The organism is Pseudochrobactrum lubricantis (genome assembly GCF_041929865.1).
Taxonomy (GTDB): domain Bacteria; phylum Pseudomonadota; class Alphaproteobacteria; order Rhizobiales; family Rhizobiaceae; genus Pseudochrobactrum; species Pseudochrobactrum saccharolyticum.
Genome location: NZ_JBHEEE010000002.1, coordinates 384350 through 410276, shown reverse-complemented (window position 1 = coordinate 410276; position 25927 = coordinate 384350). Strand labels below are relative to the sequence as shown.

Annotated in this window: 22 protein-coding genes and 3 tRNA genes; 6 read left to right on the top strand and 19 right to left on the bottom strand. The window is 49.9% G+C overall.

The features are described from left to right. Window positions 1-14: 14 nt before the first annotated feature. The 10 genes from rplL to JNC80_RS06350 form a co-directional block, all read right to left on the bottom strand. Complete coding sequence (gene rplL / locus JNC80_RS06395) at window positions 15-386, bottom strand: 50S ribosomal protein L7/L12 (protein WP_075657645.1); 372 nt, start codon at window positions 384-386, stop codon at window positions 15-17. A 51-nt stretch (window positions 387-437) separates the two neighbouring features. Continuing rightward, window positions 438-956 carry a 50S ribosomal protein L10 gene (gene rplJ, locus JNC80_RS06390; RefSeq protein ID WP_022709968.1) on the bottom strand — a complete coding sequence of 173 codons (519 nt, stop codon included), beginning with the start codon at window positions 954-956 and terminating at the stop codon, window positions 438-440. 374 nt (window positions 957-1330) lie between these two features. Beyond that, window positions 1331-2029: a 50S ribosomal protein L1 gene (gene rplA / locus JNC80_RS06385; RefSeq protein ID WP_075657644.1), complete on the bottom strand. Its 699-nt coding sequence runs from the start codon at window positions 2027-2029 to the stop codon at window positions 1331-1333. 4 nt (window positions 2030-2033) lie between these two features. Then, window positions 2034-2462, bottom strand: coding sequence for a 50S ribosomal protein L11 (gene rplK, locus JNC80_RS06380; RefSeq protein WP_022709970.1), 429 nt, complete (start codon window positions 2460-2462; stop codon window positions 2034-2036). Between the two features lie 175 nt (window positions 2463-2637). Continuing rightward, window positions 2638-3168: a transcription termination/antitermination protein NusG gene (gene nusG, locus JNC80_RS06375; protein ID WP_116087609.1), complete on the bottom strand. Its 531-nt coding sequence runs from the start codon at window positions 3166-3168 to the stop codon at window positions 2638-2640. A gap of 50 nt (window positions 3169-3218) precedes the next feature. Further along, on the bottom strand, window positions 3219-3419 hold the full coding sequence (gene secE / locus JNC80_RS06370; RefSeq protein ID WP_022709972.1) for a preprotein translocase subunit SecE: 201 nt from the start codon (window positions 3417-3419) through the stop codon (window positions 3219-3221). A gap of 343 nt (window positions 3420-3762) precedes the next feature. Beyond that, window positions 3763-3838, bottom strand: a tRNA-Trp gene (locus tag JNC80_RS06365). A gap of 65 nt (window positions 3839-3903) precedes the next feature. After that, on the bottom strand, window positions 3904-5079 hold the full coding sequence (gene tuf / locus JNC80_RS06360) for an elongation factor Tu (protein WP_022710937.1): 1176 nt from the start codon (window positions 5077-5079) through the stop codon (window positions 3904-3906). A gap of 216 nt (window positions 5080-5295) precedes the next feature. After that, window positions 5296-5369: transfer RNA gene (locus tag JNC80_RS06355), tRNA-Gly, on the bottom strand. A gap of 25 nt (window positions 5370-5394) precedes the next feature. Continuing rightward, window positions 5395-5479, bottom strand: a tRNA-Tyr gene (locus JNC80_RS06350). A 280-nt stretch (window positions 5480-5759) separates the two neighbouring features. Between JNC80_RS06350 and rlmB the strand changes: the two genes are divergently transcribed. After that, window positions 5760-6650 (top strand): 23S rRNA (guanosine(2251)-2'-O)-methyltransferase RlmB, encoded by an 891-nt coding sequence (gene rlmB / locus JNC80_RS06345; RefSeq protein ID WP_225684899.1) that lies wholly within the window; start codon window positions 5760-5762, stop codon window positions 6648-6650. Window positions 6651-6862: 212 nt separating this feature from the next. Here the strand turns inward: rlmB and JNC80_RS06340 are convergent, their stop codons facing one another. Both JNC80_RS06340 and JNC80_RS06335 read right to left on the bottom strand, forming a co-directional pair. After that, window positions 6863-7297 (bottom strand): CBS domain-containing protein, encoded by a 435-nt coding sequence (locus tag JNC80_RS06340; protein ID WP_022710935.1) that lies wholly within the window; start codon window positions 7295-7297, stop codon window positions 6863-6865. A gap of 186 nt (window positions 7298-7483) precedes the next feature. Continuing rightward, window positions 7484-8221, bottom strand: coding sequence for a rhomboid family intramembrane serine protease (locus tag JNC80_RS06335; protein WP_376709817.1), 738 nt, complete (start codon window positions 8219-8221; stop codon window positions 7484-7486). A 662-nt stretch (window positions 8222-8883) separates the two neighbouring features. Here JNC80_RS06335 and JNC80_RS06330 point away from each other — a divergent pair. From JNC80_RS06330 to JNC80_RS06320, 3 genes are all read left to right on the top strand, one after another. Then, the gene (locus JNC80_RS06330) at window positions 8884-9846 is read left to right on the top strand and encodes a PAS domain-containing protein (protein ID WP_376709816.1); all 963 of its coding nucleotides are present in this window, start codon (window positions 8884-8886) and stop codon (window positions 9844-9846) included. 191 nt (window positions 9847-10037) lie between these two features. Further along, window positions 10038-10667 (top strand): PilZ domain-containing protein, encoded by a 630-nt coding sequence (locus JNC80_RS06325; RefSeq protein ID WP_376709814.1) that lies wholly within the window; start codon window positions 10038-10040, stop codon window positions 10665-10667. Between the two features lie 664 nt (window positions 10668-11331). Beyond that, window positions 11332-11925, top strand: a complete 594-nt coding sequence (locus JNC80_RS06320; protein ID WP_075656443.1) for a transglutaminase-like cysteine peptidase — start codon at window positions 11332-11334, stop codon at window positions 11923-11925. 108 nt (window positions 11926-12033) lie between these two features. Here the strand turns inward: JNC80_RS06320 and JNC80_RS06315 are convergent, their stop codons facing one another. Together JNC80_RS06315 and JNC80_RS06310 are read right to left on the bottom strand one after the other, a co-directional pair. Continuing rightward, window positions 12034-12564: a gamma carbonic anhydrase family protein gene (locus JNC80_RS06315; RefSeq protein WP_075656330.1), complete on the bottom strand. Its 531-nt coding sequence runs from the start codon at window positions 12562-12564 to the stop codon at window positions 12034-12036. Window positions 12565-12593: 29 nt separating this feature from the next. Further along, window positions 12594-13049: an NUDIX domain-containing protein gene (locus tag JNC80_RS06310; RefSeq protein ID WP_376709813.1), complete on the bottom strand. Its 456-nt coding sequence runs from the start codon at window positions 13047-13049 to the stop codon at window positions 12594-12596. A gap of 162 nt (window positions 13050-13211) precedes the next feature. Between JNC80_RS06310 and JNC80_RS06305 the strand changes: the two genes are divergently transcribed. Further along, window positions 13212-14189 carry a metallophosphoesterase family protein gene (locus JNC80_RS06305; RefSeq protein ID WP_306401212.1) on the top strand — a complete coding sequence of 326 codons (978 nt, stop codon included), beginning with the start codon at window positions 13212-13214 and terminating at the stop codon, window positions 14187-14189. On the opposite strand, the gene JNC80_RS06300 is transcribed toward JNC80_RS06305, so the two are convergent. The 3 genes from JNC80_RS06300 to JNC80_RS06290 all read right to left on the bottom strand — a co-directional run bounded on the left by JNC80_RS06300 (window position 14152) and on the right by JNC80_RS06290 (window position 18017). Beyond that, the gene (locus tag JNC80_RS06300; protein WP_376709812.1) at window positions 14152-14811 is read right to left on the bottom strand and encodes a hypothetical protein; all 660 of its coding nucleotides are present in this window, start codon (window positions 14809-14811) and stop codon (window positions 14152-14154) included. The two genes, JNC80_RS06305 and JNC80_RS06300, sit on opposite strands and share 38 nt — an antisense overlap. A 134-nt stretch (window positions 14812-14945) precedes the next feature. After that, a complete protein-coding gene (gene leuA, locus JNC80_RS06295) occupies window positions 14946-16652 on the bottom strand; it encodes a 2-isopropylmalate synthase (protein WP_376709811.1) in 1707 nt (568 codons plus the stop codon). Between the two features lie 456 nt (window positions 16653-17108). After that, on the bottom strand, window positions 17109-18017 hold the full coding sequence (locus tag JNC80_RS06290) for a cation diffusion facilitator family transporter (protein ID WP_028233639.1): 909 nt from the start codon (window positions 18015-18017) through the stop codon (window positions 17109-17111). Between the two features lie 657 nt (window positions 18018-18674). Between JNC80_RS06290 and JNC80_RS06285 the strand changes: the two genes are divergently transcribed. Continuing rightward, window positions 18675-19583, top strand: a complete 909-nt coding sequence (locus JNC80_RS06285) for a cation diffusion facilitator family transporter (RefSeq protein WP_116087624.1) — start codon at window positions 18675-18677, stop codon at window positions 19581-19583. Between the two features lie 112 nt (window positions 19584-19695). On the opposite strand, the gene JNC80_RS06280 is transcribed toward JNC80_RS06285, so the two are convergent. Together JNC80_RS06280 and putA are read right to left on the bottom strand one after the other, a co-directional pair. Continuing rightward, a complete protein-coding gene (locus JNC80_RS06280) occupies window positions 19696-21867 on the bottom strand; it encodes an anthranilate synthase (protein ID WP_376709899.1) in 2172 nt (723 codons plus the stop codon). An 888-nt stretch (window positions 21868-22755) separates the two neighbouring features. After that, window positions 22756-25914 (bottom strand): bifunctional proline dehydrogenase/L-glutamate gamma-semialdehyde dehydrogenase PutA, encoded by a 3159-nt coding sequence (gene putA / locus JNC80_RS06275; protein ID WP_376709810.1) that lies wholly within the window; start codon window positions 25912-25914, stop codon window positions 22756-22758. Window positions 25915-25927 lie beyond the last annotated feature (13 nt).

Here is a 25927-nt window from a genome sequence, read left to right as displayed (position 1 = left end):
CCGGATCACTCAAATTACTTGAGTTCAACCTTAGCGCCAGCTGCTTCGAGCTGAGCTTTGATTTTTTCAGCTTCGTCTTTCGACGCGCCTTCTTTAACAGCCTTAGGAGCACCTTCTACGAGGTCCTTAGCTTCTTTCAGGCCCAGACCGGTGATCGCGCGAACTTCTTTGATCACGTTGATCTTGTTTGCGCCGCCATCAGCGAGGATAACGTCAAATTCGGTCTTTTCTTCAGCGGCTGGTGCAGCAGCACCGGCAGCAGCAGCAACTGCTACAGGAGCAGCAGCAGATACGCCCCACTTTTCTTCAAGAAGCTTGGACAGTTCTGCAGCTTCCAGAACGGTCAGTGCGGACAGGTCTTCAACGATCTTTGCGAGATCAGCCATTTGTATATTCCTTTGATTAAGGTTTGAACTGTTATAACAGCGAGAACGGCCTTACGCCGCCTCGTTCTTCCGGGCATGTGCGCCGATAACGCGAGCAATTTGACCTGCTGGCGCGCTTGTGAGCACAGCGAGACGGGTGGCTGGTGTCTGAACCATACCAACCAGCTTGGCGCGCAGTTCGTCGAGCGACGGCAGGGAAGCAAGAGCTTTCACGCCTTCTGCATCGAGAGTAGTCGCACCCATAGAACCACCAAGAATGACAAGCTTGTCATTGGTCTTAGCGAATTCTACCGCTACTTTCGGAGCTGCAATCGGATCGATTGCATAAGCAATTACAGTCTGTCCGGTGAACAGATTTGCAATGCCTTCGGACTCCGTGCCCTGAAGAGCGATTTTGGCAAGACGGTTCTTCGCGACTTTAACGGCGCCGCCTGCTGCACGGACTTTTTCGCGAAGATCGCTCATCTGTGCAACTGTGAGACCGCTATAGTGGGCCACGACGACCGAACCGGACTCTTTGAAAGTGCCGTTCAGCCAAGTGACAAATTCGCGCTTTTCCGCTTTTTCCACTGTCTCTCTCCAGTTGATAAGAATACACAGGAGTATTCTTACCGGGTTGCCTTTGCCGGATAGCGTGTAAGAAGTGCTATCCAACTTACGAGGTTCCTGTCCCCTTCCCCTTCACCGCCCGAGAGCAGATCCGGTCAAGGCAACTACGGTTCAAACCTTAAAACACAGCAAAGCTGCAAAAAATAAGGTCATTCCACGTCTCATGCAGGCTCATAAAATTAAGGCGAACCACCTGCAATCTCGGACAGGATACCGGAATTTTACTTCCGGTGATCCGGGCCCAGAGGCCCCGGAAACTTGTTTCAATTCGAATGTCGCAATTACTCGGGCAACATTTGAATCAGGCTTTTACAGATTTATTCCGTAAAAGCAAATCAGGCGATTTTAACGCTCGAAGGTTCAACCTTGACGCCAACGCCCATGGTCGAAGAAACCGCAACGCGCTTCAGGTATTCACCTTTTGCACCGGCTGGCTTGGCTTTCAGAACTGCATCTGCGAAAGCGCGGATGTTTTCTTCCAGAGCCTTAACTTCGAAAGAAGCCTTACCAATACCTGCATGAATGATACCGGCTTTTTCAACGCGGAATTCAACTGCGCCGCCCTTGGAAGCCTTAACAGCACCGGCAACATCAACAGTCACAGTACCGACTTTAGGGTTTGGCATCATGCCGCGCGGGCCGAGAACCTTACCCAGACGACCAACGAGTGGCATCATGTCAGGAGTGGCAATGCAGCGATCGAAATCGATATTGCCGGCATTGATGGTTTCGAACAGGTCTTCCGCACCAACGATATCCGCACCGGCTTTCTTAGCTTCTTCAGCTTTGTCACCACGGGCAAATACAGCAACGCGAACAGTACGGCCTGTACCGTTTGGCAGATTAACAACGCCGCGAACCATCTGGTCAGCATGACGTGGATCTACGCCGAGATTCATCGAAACTTCGATAGTTTCGTCGAATTTCGCAACAGCACGTTCCTTTACGAGACCAAGAGCAGTGCTCAGGTCGTAAAGTTTCATAGGCTCTACGCCTTCACGGATTTTAGCGACACGCTTTGAAATTTTCGCCATCGTATCAGCCTTCCACCTTCAGACCCATCGAACGGGCAGAACCTTCAACCATGCGCATTGCAGCTTCAACGTCAGACGCATTCAGGTCTTTCATTTTGGCTTCAGCAATTTCGCGCACTTTATCACGGGAAACCGTGCCGGCAGAAATCTTGCCAGGCTCTTTGGAACCGGACTTCAGATTAGCAGCCTTCTTGAGGAAGTAGGTTACAGGAGGAGTCTTCATCACGAATGTGAAGGACTTATCCTGATAATAGGTAATCACGACCGGAACAGGCGAACCTTTTTCCATTTCCTGCGTGGCAGCGTTAAATGCCTTACAGAATTCCATGATGTTAATACCGCGCTGACCCAGAGCCGGACCGATTGGCGGCGATGGATTTGCGGCGCCAGCAGCTACCTGAAGCTTCAGCTGGCCTGCAACTTTTTTAGCCATTACTATCTGCCTTTTTTCTTGCCCCTCAGGGCAATGTTAAATGCCTTTACGGCACTCTATCACCACTGCATATGCAGCGTTGCAGCGGGTGGTCCGGTTAACAGAGCGGCTAAGCCTGCGCCCCTTCCACCCAATTTGTCACCTTGGTGACAACTCAGCCCTTAGGCTGAAATGATCAGAGTTTTTCAACCTGACCAAAATCGAGATCTACAGGTGTTGCGCGACCAAAGATCGACACTTCAACCTTCAGACGCGAACGATCATCATCAACTTCCTGCACGATACCGTTGAAGGAAGCGAAAGGACCATCCGAAACACGAACAGATTCACCCACTTCAAACGATACAGAAGCACGTGGACGCTCAACACCTTCTTCCACCTGAGAAAGAATCTGCTGAACTTCACGGTCACTGATCGGAACAGGCTTCGACTCTGTACCGAGGAAGCCGGTTACGCGCGGGGTATTCTTAATCAGATGATAGACATCATCTGTCAGATTGGCACGAACCAGAACATAGCCCGGAAAGAATTTGCGCTCTGCGTCAACCTTACGGCCGCGGCGCACTTCCACGATCTTTTCTGTAGGCACCAGAATTTTTTCAAAAAGATGAAACAGACCTTTTTGCTTCGCCTTTTCTTCGATTGCTTCAGCAACCTTTTTTTCGAAATTCGAATATGCGTGTACGATATACCAACGCGCAGTCATTATGCTTCTCCCGTATAGCTCACACCAGCCAAATGCCAACCAAGCCTATATTAACGACCGAGACTCAGAAGCAATTCAACGCCATAAGCCATCAACTGATCCGCAAAAAAGAAAAACAGCGCCGCCAGAAAAGCCATAATAACAACCATGACAGTTGAAATAACAGTTTCACGCCGGGTTGGCCACGTTACTTTAGCCGTCTCAGCACGAACCTGACGGAAAAACGTAATCGGATTTGTTTTGGACGCCATTTGCCACTCTGCGCTTGAAAAAAATTAATCCCAATCAAAACAAGCCGTTAAGAATGTATTAATCAGAAAGAACTCACAAGATTACGGCACGTCGGACGAAAACTCAATCCCACGCACCGTTTACGTATTGCCCTACATAGAGCCGATTCCATAAAAAAACAAGCCCATATGCTAAGATATAATAAATTCCCGCATATCATGCACGGAAAGTGCATGGCGCCCCTGCCCTGCGGCGGGTTAATATTATTTATAAAACGACTGCGCTGACACACAAGACCAGCTCGGCACCTATTAAGCACAAAAAAGCGGCACTGTAAATCAATACAGCACCGCTTTTCTGAAATGGCAGGGGCAGCAGGGCTCGAACCCGCGACCTACGGTTTTGGAGACCGTCGCTCTACCAACTGAGCTATACCCCTAAACTCTTCCGCCCTAATCTATCAGACCGGCGGACAAGGCTGGCGTACCAGCCTTGTGAAATCTATTATTCGATGATCGAAGCGACGATACCTGCACCAACGGTGCGGCCACCTTCACGGATCGCGAAACGGAGTTTTTCTTCCATAGCGATTGGCACGATCAGCGCAACATCAACAGTTACGTTGTCGCCCGGCATAACCATTTCCACGCCTTCTGGCAAGGTCACAATACCGGTTACGTCAGTTGTACGGAAGTAGAACTGCGGACGGTAGTTTGTGAAGAATGGTGTATGACGGCCACCTTCGTCTTTGGTCAGAATATAAGCTTCTGCCTTGAACTTGGTGTGTGGCTTAACCGAACCTGGCTTGCAGAGAACCTGACCACGTTCAACGTCATCACGACCTACACCGCGAACCAGTGCACCGATGTTGTCGCCAGCCTGACCCTGATCGAGCAGCTTGCGGAACATTTCAACGCCGGTAACAGTTGTCTTGCCGGTAGCTTTGATACCAACGATTTCAACTTCTTCACCAACTTTAACGATACCGCGTTCTACACGACCGGTAACAACTGTACCACGGCCGGAGATTGAGAATACGTCTTCGATTGGCATCAGGAACGGCTGGTCAACAGGACGTTCTGGAGTTGGGATGTAAGCATCAACAGCGGCCATCAGTTCACGAACTGCATCTTCACCGATTGTCTTGTTGCTGTCTTCCAGAGCTGCCAGAGCCGAACCCTTAACAACTGGAATATCATCGCCTGGGAAGTCGTATTTCGACAGAAGTTCACGAACTTCCATTTCTACGAGTTCGAGCAGCTCAGCATCGTCAACCTGATCAACTTTGTTCAGGAACACAACGATTGCAGGCACACCAACCTGACGAGCGAGCAGGATGTGCTCACGGGTCTGCGGCATCGGGCCGTCAGCAGCGTTAACAACCAGGATCGCGCCGTCCATCTGCGCAGCACCGGTGATCATGTTCTTAACATAGTCAGCGTGGCCTGGGCAGTCTACGTGTGCGTAGTGGCGGTTTTCTGTTTCATATTCAACGTGCGAGGTCGAAATGGTGATACCGCGGGCTTTTTCTTCCGGTGCGTTATCGATCTGGTCGTAAGCGCGGAAGTCACCAAAGAACTTGGTGATTGCAGCTGTCAACGAGGTCTTACCATGGTCAACGTGACCGATTGTGCCGATATTGACGTGCGGTTTGGTACGTTCAAATTTGCTCTTTGCCATCGCTGTCGCTCTCTTTCACCACAACGCTTAATTTAATGCGCTGCAACAATTTTAATTGCCATATAACTTACCCTACGACCTGACAGTCAAGGATATTATATAGTAGAACTAAAGCCCCGCCCCGCTACCGGATCGGAACTCTATCAACTCGCTTCCGGCTTAAGCTTTATTCAAAGCCCGCCAAGTTACTCACGCCAAACCGCCCTGAAATAAATCTGGAGCGGGTAGCGGGAATCGAACCCGCGTATTCAGCTTGGAAGGCTGCTGCTCTACCATTGAGCTATACCCGCGCACTCTAAACTCCTGCTCTGGCAGTGGTGGAGGAGGTTGGTTTCGAACCAACGTAGGCTAAGCCAGCGGATTTACAGTCCGCCCCCTTTAACCACTCGGGCACTCCTCCAGAAACTCACTGCAAGCAGAGTTGAGCGACTAGGCATTCCGTTCACTGTGACCCCGTAGCGCTTGGCTCGTTTGTCGCTGTGAACGAGGCGGGTTATGCCGATAACACCCTGATAAGTCAACAGCTCTTTTTGAAAAAAATGCACAAAATTTTCACAGGCTTATCAATCATCCACAATATAGGGCTTTTCAGGGGTAGTTTTTTCGCATCATGAAACTTTCCTGCCTGTGAATAAGGAAAGATGCTACCTTGAAGACAGGAAAATCGGTATAGAGCGCTCATGAAAGATAAAAAATCGTCACCGGACTCATCCGGCTCCTCCTCCGGCACACCAAAAGATTCGCATTATGCGCGTCTTCGGCGCCAGTTTCGTGATCAAAAATCCGGCGGCAGCGAACAAAATTCGCAAAATAACCGGTTCCCTAAGCGTAAACCTGTAAAAGGTACGCCTGCGGGCGACGGAATCACCCGTCTTTATGGCCTGCATACGGTAAAAGCCGCGCTGGAAAATCCGCGCCGCAAAATTTTCCGTATGATGGTCACTAAAAACGCCCTCGCCCGTCTGGAACTGGATGAAGCAACTATTGCCCGTCTCGCTCCTGAAATGGTTGAGCCGCGCGATATTGATGCGCTGACCGGCTCCGACGCTGTTCATCAGGGTGTTCTTATTGAAACTGCAGCGCTTAAACCGCGTAAATTGCAGGATCTGAAAGAAGGCAGGCTGCTTTTGATTCTGGATCAGGTTACTGATCCGCACAATGTCGGCGCTATTTTGCGCTCGGCTGTGGCTTTCGGCGCAGATGCTTTGATTACAACATCCCGTCACAGCCCGCAGGAATCAGGCGTTCTGGCCAAATCAGCATCCGGCGCCCTGGAAATGATCGACCAGATTGAAGTGCGCAATCTTGCTGAAGCGATTCAGGAGCTGCATGAGCTGGGTTACATGACTATCGGCCTTGATTCTGAAGGCCCTCAGGAAATGGAACACACGCTCAAAGGCGACAAGATTGCTCTCGTGCTTGGCGCGGAAGGTAAAGGTCTTCGCCAGAAAACCCGCGAAACAGTTACCGCATTGGCACGGCTTGATATGCCGGGCGCAATTAAATCGCTCAATGTCTCGAACGCCGCTGCAATTTCACTTTATGCTGCCCAGCGTTTCCTGAGCAAATAACAAGTTTGAACAACAAAGCCCTGTATCGGGGATTCGCTGAGTGTCACTTTTGACCGTGACATTCTCCTGAATCACTCAATGCAGGGCTTTTCTAGAGCGTGTCGCGATTAATAGCATTCATGGCACTCGCTCTAGATTCTTTTAATTGTCGCATGTTCGCGAACGCTAAATGAGGCCATTTAGCTGCGACATGCTTTAGTAAAATTTAGCAATCAGGCAGTAGCGATATATTGAATCATCTCGGCCGTTTCCTGTTCAGCCTGTTCAATACGACGCTTCACAACGTCACCGATCGAAATAATACCGACGAGATCACCGGCTTCATTCACCACCGGTACATGGCGGAAACGATGCCGTGTCATCATTTCCATGACATAATGAACATTGTCCTGCGGGCTGCAATGCAGCACTTTTGTCGTCATTGCTTTTGAAACCGGCAGCTGCAAGGCCTGTATTCCGTGATTAGCGCAGGCGCGCACAATATCCCGCTCGGAAAGAATCCCTGTATATCGGCCCTTGCCGTCATCAACCAGCAAAGCACCGATCCGGTGTTCTGAGAGTTGTTTTGCTGCTGTTTCCAGATTCGCATCTGACCTGACAGTGAAAACATCACTGCCCTTCTGCTCCAGAATTGCGCGTACAGTCATTATTTCCTCCCGATAATGAAACACATCACATTTTCCTCCTGAAAACAGAGAGGATTATGGCATCAGGCGGCTGACCGGCACACAAAATACTGCATAATGTTACAAGAACGGAAGAGCAGCATGCGTACTGGTGACCGTTGATTCAGTCTAACACAGAATCGCGGAAGGCGATAAAACAAAGCAGTTTCAGGAGCGTCCGCGCAGCAACAAAGCTATGCCGAAGAATCCTGCAACAAAACCGCCGATATGTGCCTCCCACGCAATGCCTGACAATTCACCGGCAGGCGTTGCATAAAGTCCTGTAATCACATTGATGAGCAGCCAGAAACCGACAAATGTCAGAACGGTGCGGTTTTGCAAGGTTTCAGCCACCGACAATAGCGACCCGCCGAAAGCAGGTACCTGCCGTCCTGTCCCTGTATAATAAGTAACACGGCGGAAACCGAAACGTGCCGCAGCCCCCATCATGCCGGATATCGCACCGGAAGCACCGACGAGCGGAATATTGCTGTCCGGATAAAGCGCATAATGGGTGAATGCCGCCAAAATGGATGTAAGTATCCAGAACAACAGAAATTTACGTGTCCCGATACGACCGGCCAATGGCGAACCAAAAGCGGCAAACCACACGCTGTTCACCGCCAGATGCGCAAATCCGCCATGCATGAAGGAATAGCTGATCGCAGTGAACCATGCTGTAATATCGGTAAAGCCGCCCCACGCACTGAAGCGCTGCGGGATAAAAGCAAAATTCAGCAGGAACCAGATATATTGCGGATCGCTCAGCAGATAGAACTGCACAATATATACAGCGGCACAGAGACCGATTAATGCCACAACAACCGGCGGCATATTAAAGACCGGCTGAGAACCGCCTTGTCCGCGGTCATCCTCTGTCCGGGTTTCATTGACCGGCTGCTGCATATTATCCTCATCATGATTTACAAATTTATCGGCAGAGTGCTGTCAGAACACAATGCGACAAGGTCTGTCTGCGGAATTTATCGCTCAAACAGGAACATAGAGCACTTCCGGTAAAAGTGGAAAGCGGTTTTGTCGCGGCATTTTACATCCCACATTTATACGCAGGCGTGAGGCAAGCCTGAAGCATTCCGGTGAAATTCTTGAAACCTTGTCCAGATAAGAAAAAACCGCCTGTTAAACAGGCGGCGAACGGACAATATCGTCCGGACATAAATTCTGGAGTTCAAGCATAAGATGCAATTGGCAGCTTCCCAATAAAACGCCTGCAACTTTTGCGTAAAAGTATCTAAACATACTTAATTGATTAATGCAATCGAAGCAAAGCGTTAACCATAAATTTTATTGTTCGTGGATGTTCGGCGCTCAATCATGGCTTGTTTACGTTCCTGTGCGCATATTATCGCCATCAAACATATTCAAAAACCCGTCAATCTCAGCTCCGGCTGGGAGTTTTTATCGGGTTTTGAAAATTAAAATATGTTTCGCGAAAGCAGTGTTTCAATCTGAAAGACATGCGCGCTCAACATGTTACACACAGCCGGTATTCCGCTGCAAAAGCAGAAATATCCGGTCGCAGGAAGATACGAGGACAGCGCCATATCATGAAACATGATTGGACGGCAGATCTGCTCACATATTGGGACAGGTTGCGCGGAACCCGCGCAGCGCCGGATCGTCGTGACATCAGCCCGCGTGCGCTGGGTGGCAAGCTACCGAATATCTTCATTCTGCGCAGTGATGCTGATACCAACGGCGCGACAGAGCAGCCTGAGACCGCAGATATTCCGCAGGCAAAGCAATGGCAGTTCCGGCTGGCCGGTACCCGCCTCTGCACAATTTATGGCAGAGAATTGCGCAATACCCGCTTTTTATCTCTCTGGCATGATGATGTCCGTTCATGGCTTGCTGAACAGCTGCATCTCTCCGGTCTGGATTACCGCCCGCTGCGGCTGGAACATACCGGCCAGACGCTGAACGAAAAAAACTGCCATTTCGAAACATTATTATTACCGCTGCATGAGGCAGACGGTTCCCTTGCATGGATCGGCAGCATGGTTGCACTGGATCAGCCGCTCTGGCTCGGCAGTGAACCGCTCATCAGTAACCGCATGGGTCTCTCGGACAATAATGCTGCGCTACCGGTTCAGGATGACAATCTGAATGCGGCGAAAGGGATGAAATCTGTTCTTCAGGTCTTGCTCGATCGCCATCACGAACTTCTGCCGAATGCGGATAATATGCCGATTGCGAAAACCGCAGCAGCGGGCACTGCCCCTCTTCTTGATGAAAGCATCAGAATTGACGGTATCGGTGTAGCAGATACGGCTTTTGCCAGAGCCTTACTTCCCCAGATCGAAGCTTTGATGCCGGCTGCGCGGGCAACGGAACAAATTGTTCCGCATTCTGCCCGCCCCGCACCGGCAATAACCGGCGCACCTGCTCCTCTGACGGTTGCTGATCTCATTAAAAGTATTCATACAGCGGCACCGGAAACCGAATCTGCCTATCAGGCACCCAAGGCAGCACATCTCAAGCTGATAACCGGCGGCAAAGACAAATCCTGATTTGTAAGGTCAGTATAACCGGCAGTACTGATGTAAAATTTGTTATCCCCATAGAATGGTGAAGTAAAAACGCTACAAAATTAAGCTTTTAGTAGCGTACTGTTAAATTTTATCGTATCGTATTATCGCCGGTGAAGGGGAAACACCGGCTTTCATATTTTTAGAATCGCTCAAAGGCACCTTTGAATCATATGTCGGCAGAAACACCTCCATCTTCGCACGCCTCATTCACATCGCCTGCAAAGACTGCGGAGCAACCGGATTCTGCCGTAAGACTGACCCTGAAATCACCTCTGGACGGCCGCTTCATGCGCGCTGACGGCAGTGAATATGCCTGCAAATTATGGCGTATCTCCACCAATAATGCCGACCTCACTCTGAGCGATGATGAAATCATCATCCGTGCGGATGATCATATTATTGCTTATGTGGATAATATCGGACGGCTCGAAGGCACTGTCATCAGTGTTCAGCGGGATGATTTCACGCTGCAGCTGATCCAGACTGTGCATCAGAAAAATAAACTGGCTGCAAAAATCAACTGGCTGAGCAAAAACACCAGCCAGCAGTCAGAGCAAAGACGTCATGCCCGTCATACACCTGCGCGTACCGAAGCGATCCTGATCCTTGATGACGGTTCGGAACATGCCTGTAAAATTCTTGATCTGTCACTGTCCGGCGCAGCCGTCGCCACCAATCTGCGACCACCATTGCGCAGCATTGTAACGCTTGGCAACAGTCAGGCGAAAGTCATGCGCCATTTTGAAGATGGCATCGGTATTGAGTTTCTGGTTCTGCAAACCGATCTGCCAAGAGACTAAAGCATCTCCTGTTTAATTCTGCCCTATTATATTCATCCGGACATCGGGTGAACGTGTTGACGCGCGCAGATTTCATCAACCGGCCCGCGTAAACGATCCGGCACTAAAGCCCCCTTTTCCCTTGTATCTATGATTCTGAGTGATCTTTGCTGTTGTGTATTAAGGGCAAGGCATCACCATTCTCAGGGCAAGCCTGTGTAAAAAGCCACGCATTCATATTTTATAGTTATCAAACGCTGAAATTCATTTTTACAAATTCGTAAAAGCACAAAACGGCTAGGTAAATATAAGCTTATCGCACACGGCACGTCTTACACCGCATATTAACCAGAGGCTGTGGACATCCGGCGGATTTCAACCCGCTGTTAACTGCACAACGCTCTGTTAACCTCAAGCTTTCACACAACCGAAACCTGCGTGAATTTTGCGTATAGTAAGTCCTAATTTTCGTTAAAACACTGATTTTACAGGCAGTTAAGGTTTACGAATTTTCACTTCTGCGTTTACTTTGTCTTATTCATATCCCTTTGGATAGTGTCAATGTCTCGCTGCCATGGTGCTCTCAACAAGGAGCGTCACAATGTATAAAAAGACAGCACATAAAAAGAGTGCCCGCAGCACAACAGCAAAGAATAAGCTGGCTGCCGCAACTCTGCTGCTTACAATGACAGTTTTAGGAACAGTGTTCGGCGGCACGACGACAAGTCAGGCTGCTCAGCCATGGATGCAGACGGAAGGCCGCACAACCCAGCCGGTCGGTCATTATGACTTCTGCAAACAGTATAAAAAAGAATGCAGCCAAACCAGCCGCTCAGAAGCCCCGTTGCAGCTCACACAGGCTCTGTGGAACAAGATCGTTCAGGTCAATGCACAGGTAAACACTGCAATTCTGCCACGCACCGATATGGAAATCTGGGGCAAGGAAGAAGTCTGGTCTTACCCGACACAATATGGCGATTGTGAAGACTATGTGCTGCTCAAGCGCCGCATGCTGATTAATGCCGGTTTTCCGGTGAATACATTGCTGATTACTGTTGTCCGTCAGAGCAATGGCGAAGGCCATGCCGTACTGACAGTACGCACAGACCGCGGTGATTTCATTCTGGATAATCTTGAAGACAGCGTCAAAAACTGGAGCCAGACGGACTACACCTATCTCAAGCGTCAGTCCGCCCGTCACAGCGGCCAGTGGGTCGATATCCGCCACGCACCGGAAATGCTGATGAGCGGTATTGCAACATCAGCGCTGGGAAATTAGAGCGCCGTGCGCCCTCTTGAGCGTACAAAACTCACTCTAACACTTTATATTTACAGCATAATTTTACCTTAAACTGATTCAAGCTTAAGAAATTATGCTGTAGAGCAATTAAGGCGCGATTTCCAGACCGCGCTGATAACGCTTACCATTGGCAACGTAATTTTGTGCGGAATCACGCAGTTTCTCAATTTGCTCTGTGGTCAGTTCCCGCAATACCCGCGCCGGTGAGCCGACAATCAGCGAATTATCCGGAAACTCTTTTCCCTCGGTGACCAGAGCACCGGCGCCGACAAGTGAGTTTTTGCCGATTTTTGCACCATTAAGAATGATTGCGCCGATTCCGACCAGACTATTCTCGCCAATCGTGCAGCCATGCAGCATTGCCCGATGGCCGATTGTGCAGCCCTCACCAATGGTCAGCGGAAAACCGATATCGGTGTGCAAAACACAATGTTCCTGCACATTCGTATCCTTACCGATATGAATCAGCTCATTATCGCCACGGGCTACAACGCCGAACCAGATCCCCGCATTTTCACCGACACGCACTTTGCCGATCAACGTCGCATCCGGCGCCAACCAGTTACTGGCACGATGGTCGAATTGTGGATTATGGCCGTCCAACACATAAACCGGCATGGTGGTATCTCCGTTTTCTCAAGCTCAAATCACCACAACGCATCCGGCTCCGCATGGGTTGTGACCTCTTTCAGACGACGCATCGTGGCCTCTGTTACGCCGTCAGGCAAGTCACTGAGCGGAAAAAATCCGGCTTCGGCAATTTCCCAATCGGGTGAGCGCGTTCCGGTCTGTTTAAAAGACCGGCATATATACAGCGCCACATGATCGCGGTTGGAAGCTTTGGTATTTTTATACAAAGCGAAAAGTTCCGGTGTAGCGGTCAGTTCAATACAGGCTTCTTCACGCAGCTCTTCAATCAAAGCCTGCCCGAATGTTTCTCCACGCTCCACACCGCCGCCCGGCAAATGCCAGCCTTTGACATAGGTATGGCGCACCAGAAACACACTCTTCCCCTCATCCCCGAGCACGACAGCCCTCACCCCCAGCGTCATAGGACGGCGGAACAAAAAATACGTATGAAAGAACCAGCTTTTAAAATTCATAAATCGGCTTTTCTGCAATGGTCGGAGATACTAAATATAAAGAGTACGGCTTACGATCCAGTCAACTGGCAAAGCGATTAGCCCGCATGCGTTTTTACACGCCAAACTCTTATATGTATGTTTTTCATTGACTATGCGCAGTTGAAAGCTAAATCTTCGCCAATGTTCAGACTTGCCCATATTTCAGACATTCATCTGTCGCCGCTGCCGCAGGTTCGCTTGCGCGAACTGGCCTCCAAACGCATCACCGGCTATATTAACTGGAAGCGTCACCGCAAAGGCGCCATGCATGACTGGGTGCTGGAAGGGCTGATTAAAGATCTGCAAAGCCACAAGCCGGATCATATTGCCGTCACCGGTGATCTGGTAAATCTCGCGCTTAATCTTGAAATTGATAATGGCTTTGAATGGCTTAAACAGCTCGGCTCACAGGAAGACGTTTCTTTCGTGCCGGGCAATCACGATGCCTATGTTCCGGGTGCGCTGGATAAATCCTGCTGCAAATGGGAGCCGTGGATGCGCGGCGATGGCATCGACAATCGTGAAAAACGACCGCAATTTCCTTATTTGCGTGTGCGTGACGGTGTGGCGATCATTGGCGTCAGCTCGGCGCGTGCGACCGGTCCGTTCATGGCCAGCGGTGATTTTTTGCCTGCACAGGCCGCGCGGCTGAAAAAAATGCTGATTGAAACCGGCGAGCAAGGTCTGTGCCGCGTTATCCTGATTCATCATCCGCCGATCCGTAATGCAACACCGGCCTATAAGCGGCTGTTCGGCATTGGCCGTTTTCAGAAAGTGATCCGTGAAGCCGGTGCCGAACTGGTGCTGCACGGTCATACGCATCTGGCAACCTATAATGAAATTGCGTCTCCAAATGGCGCAGTTCCGGTGATCTGCGTACCATCGGCCAGTCAGGCGCCCTATCCGATTGGTCATGAAGGCCGGAAACCACCCGCGCGCTATAATCTGTTTTCTATTGAAGCACTCGATCAGCCGCAAAGCTGGCAATGCCATTGGCAGCAATATGGTTTTACCGGTGAAAATACTGACGTACAGCTGATCGGCGAACGCACATTAATGCTTGGCAAAGCTGCACCGCAAATCAGCGCGGCAACAATTCCGGCAGCATCGGCAGAGTGATGCCATAATAATGCAGCGCTAAAATCAGCACCAGACAGCCGAGCAAAGCACCGCCTGCAAACCATAATAGTTTATTCAGCGCCGGATTTTCCGAAATTTCTGCGCTGCTCCTCTGTTCTGTGGAATTTTCAGCGACAGCGGCCTGCTGCGCTGCAACAGGGACATCAGAAGTCCAGTCATCCATCAGCCGCTCGCGCTCAAGAATCCGCGAAGCAATATAGCGCGTCACAGCTTCTGAAATGACCTTAATGTCTTTATTATCAGCCAGAATAATCCGCCCCAGACGGGTATCACGGACAAAATGATAGCTGCGCCGGTCGCGGGCAATCATTACAAAGGCGCTGGCATCCAGCCACAAACGCGGTTGCATACCTTTATTCAGGCAGAAATCCCACTGCTCATCTGCTGCCGGCACCGCATCAAAAACCGGCTGCAAATCCTGCAACAGCAATTCCAGACGGGCAATATCCGTCTCTCTGATATCGGTAATACTGTCGAGACGGTCGGCCTGCGCAGTTTTCGCCTGCCGGATTGCAGTCTTCAGCCGTTCTTCGCCGGATAAATGTGCCTCCGGCACAGATGCAGACGGATATATCGTGAAATCATCTTCGCTTTTATTCATACCGCCGCCTTTTATCTTGCTGCATTTTACAGGCAATCTCATGCATGGCGATTTTATGACTTTAGACCGGCATTATAACAAAAAGGCCTGAAACCGTATAGTTTCAGGCCTTTTTAGTATCACTCAGAGTGATCTTATTTAATCAGACGGTTTGCGGCAGAAACAATCGCAGCAAGCGATGACGTCACAATATTATGGTTCACACCAACACCAAACACAGAACCCTGCGGATGTGACAGTTCCACATAGCTGATCGCCGATGCATCCGAACCGCGCTGCAACGAATGTTCCGAATAATCGGCAACGGAAATATCAATGCCGATATGTTTCGACAGCGCATCAATAAAGCCGTCCACAGGGCCGGTGCCGCGTCCTTCAATGGTTTTTGTCACACCATTATCAATGATCTCGGCCTGCATAATACGGACAGCTTTATTGTCTGGATCAGCAAAAGTGTGGTGATCAACAAATTCCAGACGCGAGTCAGGCTGGCTCACATAGGCTTTCTTGAACTCTTCATAAATGCGCGGTGCCTGCAGTTCTTTACCTTCATCATCCGTAATCTGCTGAATGATTTCTCGGAATTCCACCTGCATCTTGCGCGGAATATTCAGACCGTAATCCTGCTGCAGAATATAAGCGATACCGCCTTTACCTGACTGGGAATTGATACGGATAATCGCTTCATAGGAACGGCCGACATCCTGCGGGTCAATCGGCAGATAAGGCACTTCCCAAACCGGCGTATTCGCGCCTTTCTTGGCTTTCATACCCTTGTTGATCGCATCCTGATGCGAGCCGGAAAACGCCGTATAAACCAGCTCACCGACATATGGATGACGCTCAGGAATAACCAGCTGATTGGAATATTCGTACACTTCCTTCATACGGTTGATGTCCGAGCAATCCAGTTCAGGATCAATACCTTGCGTGAACATATTCAGTGCCAGTGTCACCACATCCACGTTACCGGTGCGCTCGCCATTGCCGAACAATGTGCCTTCCACGCGGTCGGCACCGGCCATCAGACCCAGTTCGGTTGCGGCAATACCTGTGCCGCGGTCATTATGCGGATGCAGAGAGATAATCAGATTTTCACGATTATCCAGATTACGACACATCCATTCGATCTGATCGGCATAGACATTCGGCGTGTTCATTTCCACCGTGGACGGCAGATTGAGGATCAGCTTGTTTTCAGCAGTCGGCTTAACGATTTCAGTCACCGCATTACAGATTTCCAAAGCCACTTCCAGCTCGGTACCGGTAAAGCTTTCCGGCGAATACTGGAAACGGTAGCCACCGCTCGCTTTGGCAGCCATATCCATAATCATCTTGGCGGCATCGGTAGCAATCTGCTTGATACCGGCAACATCTTTGCCGAACACAACGCGGCGCTGCAATTCACTGGTGGAATTGTAAAAATGGATAATCGGGGTCTTAGCGCCTTCCAGCGCCTCAAATGTGCGGGTAATCAATTCCGGACGGCACTGCACCAGCACCTGCAAATCCACATCATCCGGCACATTGCCTTCTTCAATCGCCCAGCGACAGAAGTCAAAATCAGTCTGGGAAGCTGACGGAAAGCCGATTTCAATTTCCGGAAAGCCCATATCCATCAGCAACTGGAACATACGTGCCTTGCGGTCATGCCCCATCGGGTCAATCAGCGCCTGATTGCCGTCACGCAGATCAACCGAACACCAGATCGGTGCCTTTTCGATCATTTTTGAAGGCCACTGGCGATCCTGCAAAACAGTGGTTCTGAACGGCGTGTATTTTTCAGCCGCAATCGGCATGCCTTTGCGAGGGGATTTGGAAGCGGAAATAATATTGGTCATTTTAAAGTCTCATCAGCCACAGCAACTGCAATATACAGCCGCCTTAAACACGCCCTGTCTGCTCAATTATAGAATGAAAATGCAGAAAAATCGGGCACAATCGAAACGGATTCTTTGACCGGAGCATGAGTCTGACGGCTCTGTACGACCGCCGGACGCTCCAATCAACGAGCCCGGCGATCGCCGCTAAGGCCGAGTAGAAGTAGAAGCGAGAGTGGACGCGCGCAAGACTCAGCGGCTGCAAAGCCCTGATCTGCTCCGAAGCTCACAAAAGAGCTGGTATGATGATGCGCGTTGTTCATGGGACAAATGCTATACGCCTTGATAACAAGTTGCAAGAGACTTCCCCGCAAACGAAATAAAATTACAAGCATATTCAGAGAAAAATAAAAACGCTGCCCCGCACAATGACAGGACAGCGTTTTTATTATGAAAAATCAATGCATTAAATTTCCATTATGCAAAAGGAACGGCTGCAGTTCCCGGCGGAAGCTTTGCCTCATCCTCAGGCTCAACATGAATCACAACCCGTGAATTATCAATTTTTTCATGCAGCGCATCTTCGATCCGGTCGCAGATAATATGCGATTCACCGACTGTCATATCGGCTGCGACAACCAGATGAAATTCGATAAAAGTCACACGTCCTGCAATGCGGGTTTTAAGGTCATGCACTTCAAGTGCGCCTTCCGCATTGGTGGAAATAATATCGCGGATCTGCATTTCCTCAACAGGCTCAACACCCACATCCATCAGTCCCTGCACGGAGGCATTGATAACATGCCAGCCCTGCCAGAGAATATTCAACGCCACAACAATCGCCAAAATCGGATCAAGAATTGACCAGCCGGTGATAATTGCTGCAACCAGACCGACCAGCACGCCTGCGGACGTCACCACATCCGTCATAATATGTTTGCCGTCAGCCAGCAAAGCCGGTGATTTGGCAGCGCGTCCCACACGGATCAGCAGCCCTGCCCAGAGCATATTAATCACGCCTGCAATCAGGTTGATACCCAGCCCAAGCCATGGTTCATCCAGCGTGCGCGGCGTTTCCAGAGCACTCCACGCCTCACGCACAATCAGCAGTGCCGCAACAACAATCAGTACACCTTCAACCACAGCAGAAAGATATTCTGCTTTATGATGCCCGTAAGGATGATTACCGTCTGCCGGCATAATACTGACTGTAATTGCCCACCATGCACCGACAGCAGCGATGACATTGACAATCGATTCCAGCGCATCGGAATAAAGCGCAACAGAACCGGTAAGCAGATAGGCCAGATATTTAAGCGCCATCACGCCGATGGATACCGGAATAGTCCATGTAGCCAGCCGCCGAATTCTCAGATTAGCATCCATACCCAAACCTTTTATCTCTCCGAACATGATATTGCGCCGTTTTGTTGAAAAACGACGGGACAGCCGGAGATTTACAATTTTGCAGTTTATAAAATTCGGCAGCTTATGCAGAGACTGCTTAACAGTCATCCAAAGCCGCCCTCATCGAAATAAATTCAATTCAGCACTCGCTGAGATGTAATCACCCTTAGCGCAAAATGTGCCAATTCCAAATCTCTAAAGTACCGTAACTGACATTTTTCGCTAATTTCTGCCGTCCAGTTGCAACTGGTTTTCACTCAGCGCTGTACTTTTAATAAATAAGCAAATTCATAGACTTACATATGGTTTAACTGCAAATCATTTGCAAATACCGGCCAGCAAAAACCAGAAATTCGAATCAGACAACCATCCGAAACTGACGTGCCAAACAGTCAAAAACGGCATCTCTTTTAATTTTCATAATAATAATATATAGAGTGCCTATGCATAAATGCGCAGCTTAACATCCCGATCCGAAATTACGCACAGCAGTAATAAGACAATATCTGTCCGGATCAGCGCAGAAAAAGTGCTAAAAACAAAAAAGCAGCCAGCTAAACCGTTTTCACGGCATAAATACTTGTGCCCTTCGGTTTCACAGATGGTTGTTCTTTCTACAAAGGCAGACCCTTTAAAATGCAACGTCTCGCACGTTTTGAACAACTGATTTTACGAAGATCAATATTTGTCACAATCTTTATCGGCCTCTTCGGAATAGTCTTCGGCATACTCTCCGGTTCCAGCGCAGTCATTTTTGACGGCATGTTCTCCTCAACCGATGCTGTCATGTCGATACTTGCCCTTTTTGTCGCGCGGCTCCTGACCAGCGAAGGAACGCGCCGCTTCCAGCATGGTTTCTGGCACATTGAACCGCTGGTTCTCGCTTTTAACGGCATCGTGCTGATATTGTTCTGTCTCTATGCTTTCATCAACGCTGTCAGCACCTTGCTGCAAGGCGGCACAGAACTGAATTTTGACTGGGCAATTCTCTACGCCGTCATTGTCTGTATCATCTGTTTTGTCATGATGGCCTATCAGCACAAGATCAATAAACGGCTCAAATCGAACTTTATCACGCTTGATACGCAAAGCTGGCTGATGACCGCTTTGATTACACTGGCTCTTCTGATCGCCTTCAGTCTGGCATGGCTGTTACAGGGCACGGCCTTTGAGCCATGGACGGTCTATACAGACCCCGCCATTTTGCTGTTTCTGTCGGCAGGTCTTATCTTTGTGCCGCTCAAAACAGTTCTGGGTGCATTTCGCGAGATTTTGCTGGTCACACCGGAGCGCATGGACCTGCGGGTGCGCAAGATCATGGATAGAATGAAGGCCAAACATGGCTTCAAAAAATATGCCAGCTATGCAGCCAAGATCGGCCGCGCACGTTTCATTGAAATTCACATCGTTCTGCCCGCTAACTTCCCGATAACATCGATCGCAACGCTGGATGCAATCCGCGAAGAGATCGGTGAGGAAATCGGCGGTGCAGGTCCACAACGCTGGATTACTGTGAGTTTCACCGGCGACGAAGCGTGGATTTAAACTAAAGCATATCACGGAAAAGCGGGCGCTGGTTATCCGATAACGACATACGTAAAAACAAGAAAAGCCGCAGATTTTCACCTGCGGCTTTTCTTTTAAACATCACTTGCGGTTATTTCTTTACGAGCTTTGACACCACATTTTCAATCATCTGCATACCGGCATTACCGCCGAGTGTCATGATTGACTCCGGATGAAACTGTACCGCAGCCACCGGCTCTTTTGCATGTTCAAAGCCCATGATAACGCCGTCATCTGTCTCAGCAGTGATGATGAAATCCGCTGGTAATGTCGCTTTATCCGCATAAAGCGAATGATAACGACCAACTGTGACTTCCTGCCCTAGACCATCAAAGACCACACCGTTTTTCAGGATTTTAATCCGTGACGGCTTGCCATGCATCGGAATTTCCAGCTGTTTCAGCGAGCCGCCATAGGCTTCCGTCAGCGCCTGCAAGCCCAGACATACACCAAAGACCGGCAGATCACGGTCACGCGCTTTGCGGATTGTATTCGTGCAATCGAAATCTTTCGGCGTACCAGGCCCCGGTGACAGTACCACCAGATCCGGTTTAAAGCGGTCAAAGATTTTGTCACTCACCGGCGAACGCACAGTCGCCACATTGGCGCCGGTCTGGCGGAAATAATTGGCAAGCGTATGCACGAAGGAATCTTCGTGATCGACCAGCAGAACAGAAATTCCGGTTCCTGCTTTCATAGACTGCGCCTTCTCCTGCAATTCCGGCTTGATATGCGCCTCACGGATTGCTGTCAGCATTGCCGATGCTTTCAGCTCGGTTTCGGCTTCTTCTTCCTGCGGGTTTGAATCATAGAGCAAAGTCGCCCCTGCCCGTACCTGCGCCACACCATCTTTAATGCGGATAGTGCGCAGTGTCAGACCGGTATTCATATCGCCGTTGAAATGCATCATGCCAACCGCACCGCCATACCATGCACGCGGGCTGCGTTCATTTTCTTCAATGAAACGCATTGCCCAGAGCTTCGGTGCACCGGTCACAGTGACTGCCCATGCATGACTGAGGAAACCGTCAAATGCATCCATACCATCGCGCAGACGACCTTCAATATGGTCAACCGTATGGATCAGGCGGGAATACATCTCGATCTGGCGACGACCGATTACACGCACCGATTCCGGCTCGCAAACACGGCTTTTATCGTTGCGATCCACATCAGAACACATTGTCAGTTCAGATTCATCTTTTTTGGAATTGAGCAGTTTCAGAATCTGCTCGGAATCTGAAATCGCATCTTCACCGCGTTTAATGGTGCCGGAGATCGGGCAGGTTTCGATGCGACGACCATTCACCCGCACAAACATTTCCGGTGAAGCACCAATCAGATATTCCTGCTCACCCAGATTGATGAAGAAAGAATATGGTGACGGGTTAATGCTTTTCAGCTTGCGGGAAATGGCTGAAGGCTGATTTTCGCATTTTTCATAGAAAATCTGCCCTGGCACCACTTCAAAAAGATCACCGCATTTGAAGCTTTCTTTGGCGCGTTCAACCAGAGCAGCATATTCGCCCTTCTGGTGATCGCCTTTTGCCTGCAATTTTTCAGCTGCTTTGAATACATCAGACGGTGTTTCGCGCGGCAAGCCGTCTGTTTTCTTATTGCCGACAGTGAAATCGTAAGAATCCACCCAGGCTCTTGCAGAATAATGGTCAACGACAAGAATTTCATCCGGCAGAAACAGGACCAGATCACGCTGATCTTCAGGACGTTTCAGCTTGTAAGTAATTGGCTCGAACTGGAAGGCCAGATCATAGCCGAAAGCACCGTAAAGACCGAGATTGCTGTCTTCCTCGGAATAGAACAGAGAAACGATCTCACGCAGCACGGTGAATACCGACGGCATACGCGAGCGTTCTTCTTCCATATATTGGCGTGTGGGCTCAGCAATCGTCAGCTGAATTTTTTGCTCTGTTTCATCATTAATCGTCACTTCTTGCAAAGCGCCGATCACAGAGCGGATACCGCCAAGCAGAATTTCACCACGGGCATTCAGCGCTTCAATGCGCATAGAGCGGCCTTTGGAGGTAATCACCAGCGGCGGATCAATAATTGCTGTATCCCAGCGTGTGTAACGACCCGGATATTCATAATTGGATGAAAAGACAGCGCCGCGTCTTGTATCCAGCGCATCAATGCGCTTGTCGATAGCCGTTTTATAATCCACCAGATGACGGCGGCGTGCGACAGTAATGCCGCCCTGCGTGATATGATCGTGCTGATCCTGATCGGCAGTTTTTGCCATAATCGCTCTGCTCCTGTTGCTGCGATCCCTATACTGCCAAACGGCCGGTTTCGCACCTGTTTTTCAACAAAGCATCTCTGCTTTGATTTTAAGTAGATACTCAGGCGTTTCAGGATTTCAGGGCAGAAAATAAAAACGGCCGCCCGGTGAACCCTGAGCGACCTGAATGACACTTATGCAAATGTCTGCGTTGGCCGCTAGAAGCGAGCCCACCACCAAATAAGAGATGCAAAAGTAAAATTAGTCATGCGCTATTTTTAGCTCTGTTTTTCAGACCTTGCAAGCTCTTCTGTTTTATCATTTTGCGGAAAAGATATTATTGCGCAGAACAAATACATACATCTTAAAATTGCATTTTAAATTTCATTCGAATAAACGCCGATCAAGCCCATTCAACACACAATATGAGTCTGCACAATGAGCCACCGCGTGCAAATGCTCAAACACTTACGCCCTTTTCACCACATCAAACCTCTGAGAACCACCCCATCCGGTAAAGAACACATTTTCATATAACAGCACAATAACAGAAGCTTATATCAAGCCATCAATCAAAATCTTCCAAAAAGAAAACCCGGATCAGCAAAAAGATCCGGGTTAAAATGTCCGATATGCGAACTGTCAGGCAGGCGATCATATGGGGAAGATTTGCCCGTCCCGCTTTTCAAAAGCAATTAATTTCAAAAAAATATTATGCTCAGATCTAAAATAACTAAGTGAAGTATGCTTTTCAGTACAAGATAAAAACTACCTCAGGTTGTATTTTCCGTCAACGAAATTCTGTGCAAAACAGAAAATAAAAAATCGCCCGCCACATTTTATGCGGCAGGCGATTCTTTTTCGATAAAACGCAACATATTGCCCTGATTGAGGGCAATCGCGTTGGCTATATTATTCGCCCATCGCGATCAGCGAAGCGTTACCACCGGCTGCTGCGGTGTTAACTGACACAACCTGCTCCAGCGCAAAGCGCAGCAGATAGTTCGGGCCACCAGCCTTAGGACCGGTGCCGGACAGGCCGGAACCGCCGAATGGCTGCGTACCGACAACCGCACCGATTGTATTACGGTTGATATAGATATTACCCACATCCAGACGCTCAACCGCACGAGCCACAACCGCTTCAATACGGCTATGGAGACCAAAGGTCAGACCGAAGCCCGAATTGGCAACCTGATCGAGAACATTATCAAGTTCAGATGCCTTCCAGCGTACAACATGGAGAACCGGACCAAACACTTCGCGTGTCAGTTCTGATGCATCTTTCAGTTCGATAATATGCGGTGCAAAGAAATGACCGGCCTGCAATTCACCTTCCGGTGTCACGCCAACCTTGGTCACTTTGGCTTTGCCCTTCATCTGCTCAACATAGTCGTTCAGCATGGTCTGCTGTTCACGATCAATGATCGGGCCGATATCTGTGGTTTCCAGAGCCGGATTGCCGAGATGCATTTCACGCGCTGCACCTTCGATCATCTTCAGCATGCCGTCAGCAACATCTTCCTGAAGATAAACAATACGCAGAGCCGAACAACGCTGGCCCGCAGAGCGGAATGCCGACATAACAACATCATCCGCAACCTGCTCTGGCAGAGCAGTCGCATCAACGATCATAGCGTTCAGACCACCGGTTTCAGCGATCAGCGGTACAATAGGGCCCTTCTTGGCCGCCAATGTACGGTTGATTGCCCATGCAGTATCGGTCGAACCGGTGAAGCACACACCGTCAATGCGGGCATGTGAGGTCAGAGCAGCACCAACGGAACCGTCACCCGGCAGATAAATCACTGCATCCTGCGGTACACCGGCTTCGTGAAGCAGCTTGATTGCTTCATAGGCGATCAGCGGGGTCTGTTCCGCAGGTTTGGCGACAACCGCATTACCGGCAGCAAGCGCAGCGGTCACCTGACCAAGGAAGATTGCCAGCGGGAAGTTCCACGGGCTGATACAAACGAACACACCGCGACCGCGATAACGCAGACGGTTATCTTCACCTGTAGGGCCAGGCATAATGGTTTCATTGGCAAAATGACGACGGGCTTCCGCAGCATAGTAACGGCAGAAATCAACGGCTTCACGGATTTCGGCAATACCGTCATCCATTGTCTTACCGGCTTCGCGCGACAAAAGATCGATGAAACGGTCGCGGTTCTTCTCCAGAAGATCACCGGCGCGTTCCAGCGCTGTCGCGCGGTCTTCAACGCCCATGCGCGACCAGCCGGCAAAGCCTTTGCGTGCAACTTCAACAGCTTTTGCAGCATCTTCAGCAGTTGCTTCAGCAACTGTGCCCACCTGAGAACCGTCTACCGGCGACAATACAGGCTGACCTGAGCCTTTTTTAGCAAAACCGGCAAATAATGGCACTGCATCAACATTCGCCCGCGCCTTAACGATCCCGTCCATAAAAGTCCCCAATACTAGTCTGTCACCAAATTCAAGTCCGGCAGAGTTACGACGCTGCCCATACATATCAACGGGATACGGAATATTTGCATTCCGCATGCCTCTGCCATCATTCAAAATTTCAACCGGACGCTTCAGCAGGCTTGCAACCGGCACATTTTCATCGCCCACAACGGAAACAAACGACGAGTTCGCACCATTTTCCAACAGGCGGCGCACCAGATAAGCCAGCAGGTCGCGATAGCCGCCAACAGGCGCATAAACGCGGCAGGCAATCTTTTCACCGGCTTCTGTCACCTGTTTGAACAGGCTTTCACCCATGCCATGCAGGCGCTGGAACTCGAAACCGCTCTTATCATTTCCGGCCATTTCCAGAATCATCGCCACTGTCAGGGCGTTATGTCCGGCAAATTGCGGGAAAATATGCTTACGCTGATCCAGCATATAGCGGGCGCAAGCAATATAAGACGCATCGGTTGCAGCTTTGCGGGTGAAGACCGGATAGTCTTCCAGACCGCGCTCCTGCGTACGCTTCACTTCTGTATCCCAGTAAGCACCCTTCACCAGACGCACCATCATGCGCTGGCCGGTCTTTTCGCACAGGGAAACAATATGCTGGATAACCGGCAGAGCGCGCTTCTGATAGGCCTGAATAGCCAGGCCAAAACCATCCCAGCCAGCCAGTGACGGATCAGCGAAAACGCGGTCGATCAGATCTAACGACAGCTCCAGACGGTCTGCTTCTTCCGCATCAATGGTGAAGTTCAGATCATAGGATTTGGCTTTCTGAGCCAGCGCCAGCACATCCGGCACCAGTTCACGCATCACCTGCGCATGATGGGTTGCCAGATAACGCGGATGCAGCGCCGAAAGTTTGACCGAAATACCCATACGATCCGGCAGCTTGCCATTGCCTGCAGCTTTGCCGATTTCATCAATCGCATCGGAATAGGATTTATAATAACGCTTGGCATCTTCTGCCGTACGGGCACCTTCGCCGAGCATATCGAAAGAATGGCGATAGCCTTTTTTCTCAGCGACTTTGGCGCGCTTCAATGCATCGTGAATATTTTCACCCAGCACGAAATGCGAACCGAGAAAGCGCATTGCCTGTTTGGTGGCTGTGCGAACTGTCGGCAAGCCCATACGCTTAACCAGCGAAGACAGAACGCCTTCCGGTGTCTCGCCCGGACGGATAACTTTAGCTGCCAGACCCAGCCCCCATGCGGAAGCGGATACAAACCATGTATCACCCTGCGCACGATGCTCAGACCAGTTGCCCTGTTTCAGCTTATCTTCGATCAGCTTGTCCTGTGTCGCACTGTCCGGCACGCGAAGCAAAGCTTCAGCCAGAACCATCAGCGCCAGACCTTCACGGGTGGAAAGACCGTATTCGCGCAGGAAGTCTTCAACACCGCCAATCCCTTTGGACTGCTTGCGGATATTGGTGATGAATTCCGAAGCCCGCGCATCAATGCGGCGGTTGGCGGCATCATCGAATGTTACGCTGGCCAGCAATGCACTGACCAGTTCATGGTCATCCGGTGCATAAGGCGCGGTAAAAGGCGGCAGTGGCAGGGTTGTATTCTGAGCCTTTTCAGAAACAACCTGAGGGGCGTTTGAAAGGGCTGTATTGGGCAGTGTCATAAAAAGGCTCCTG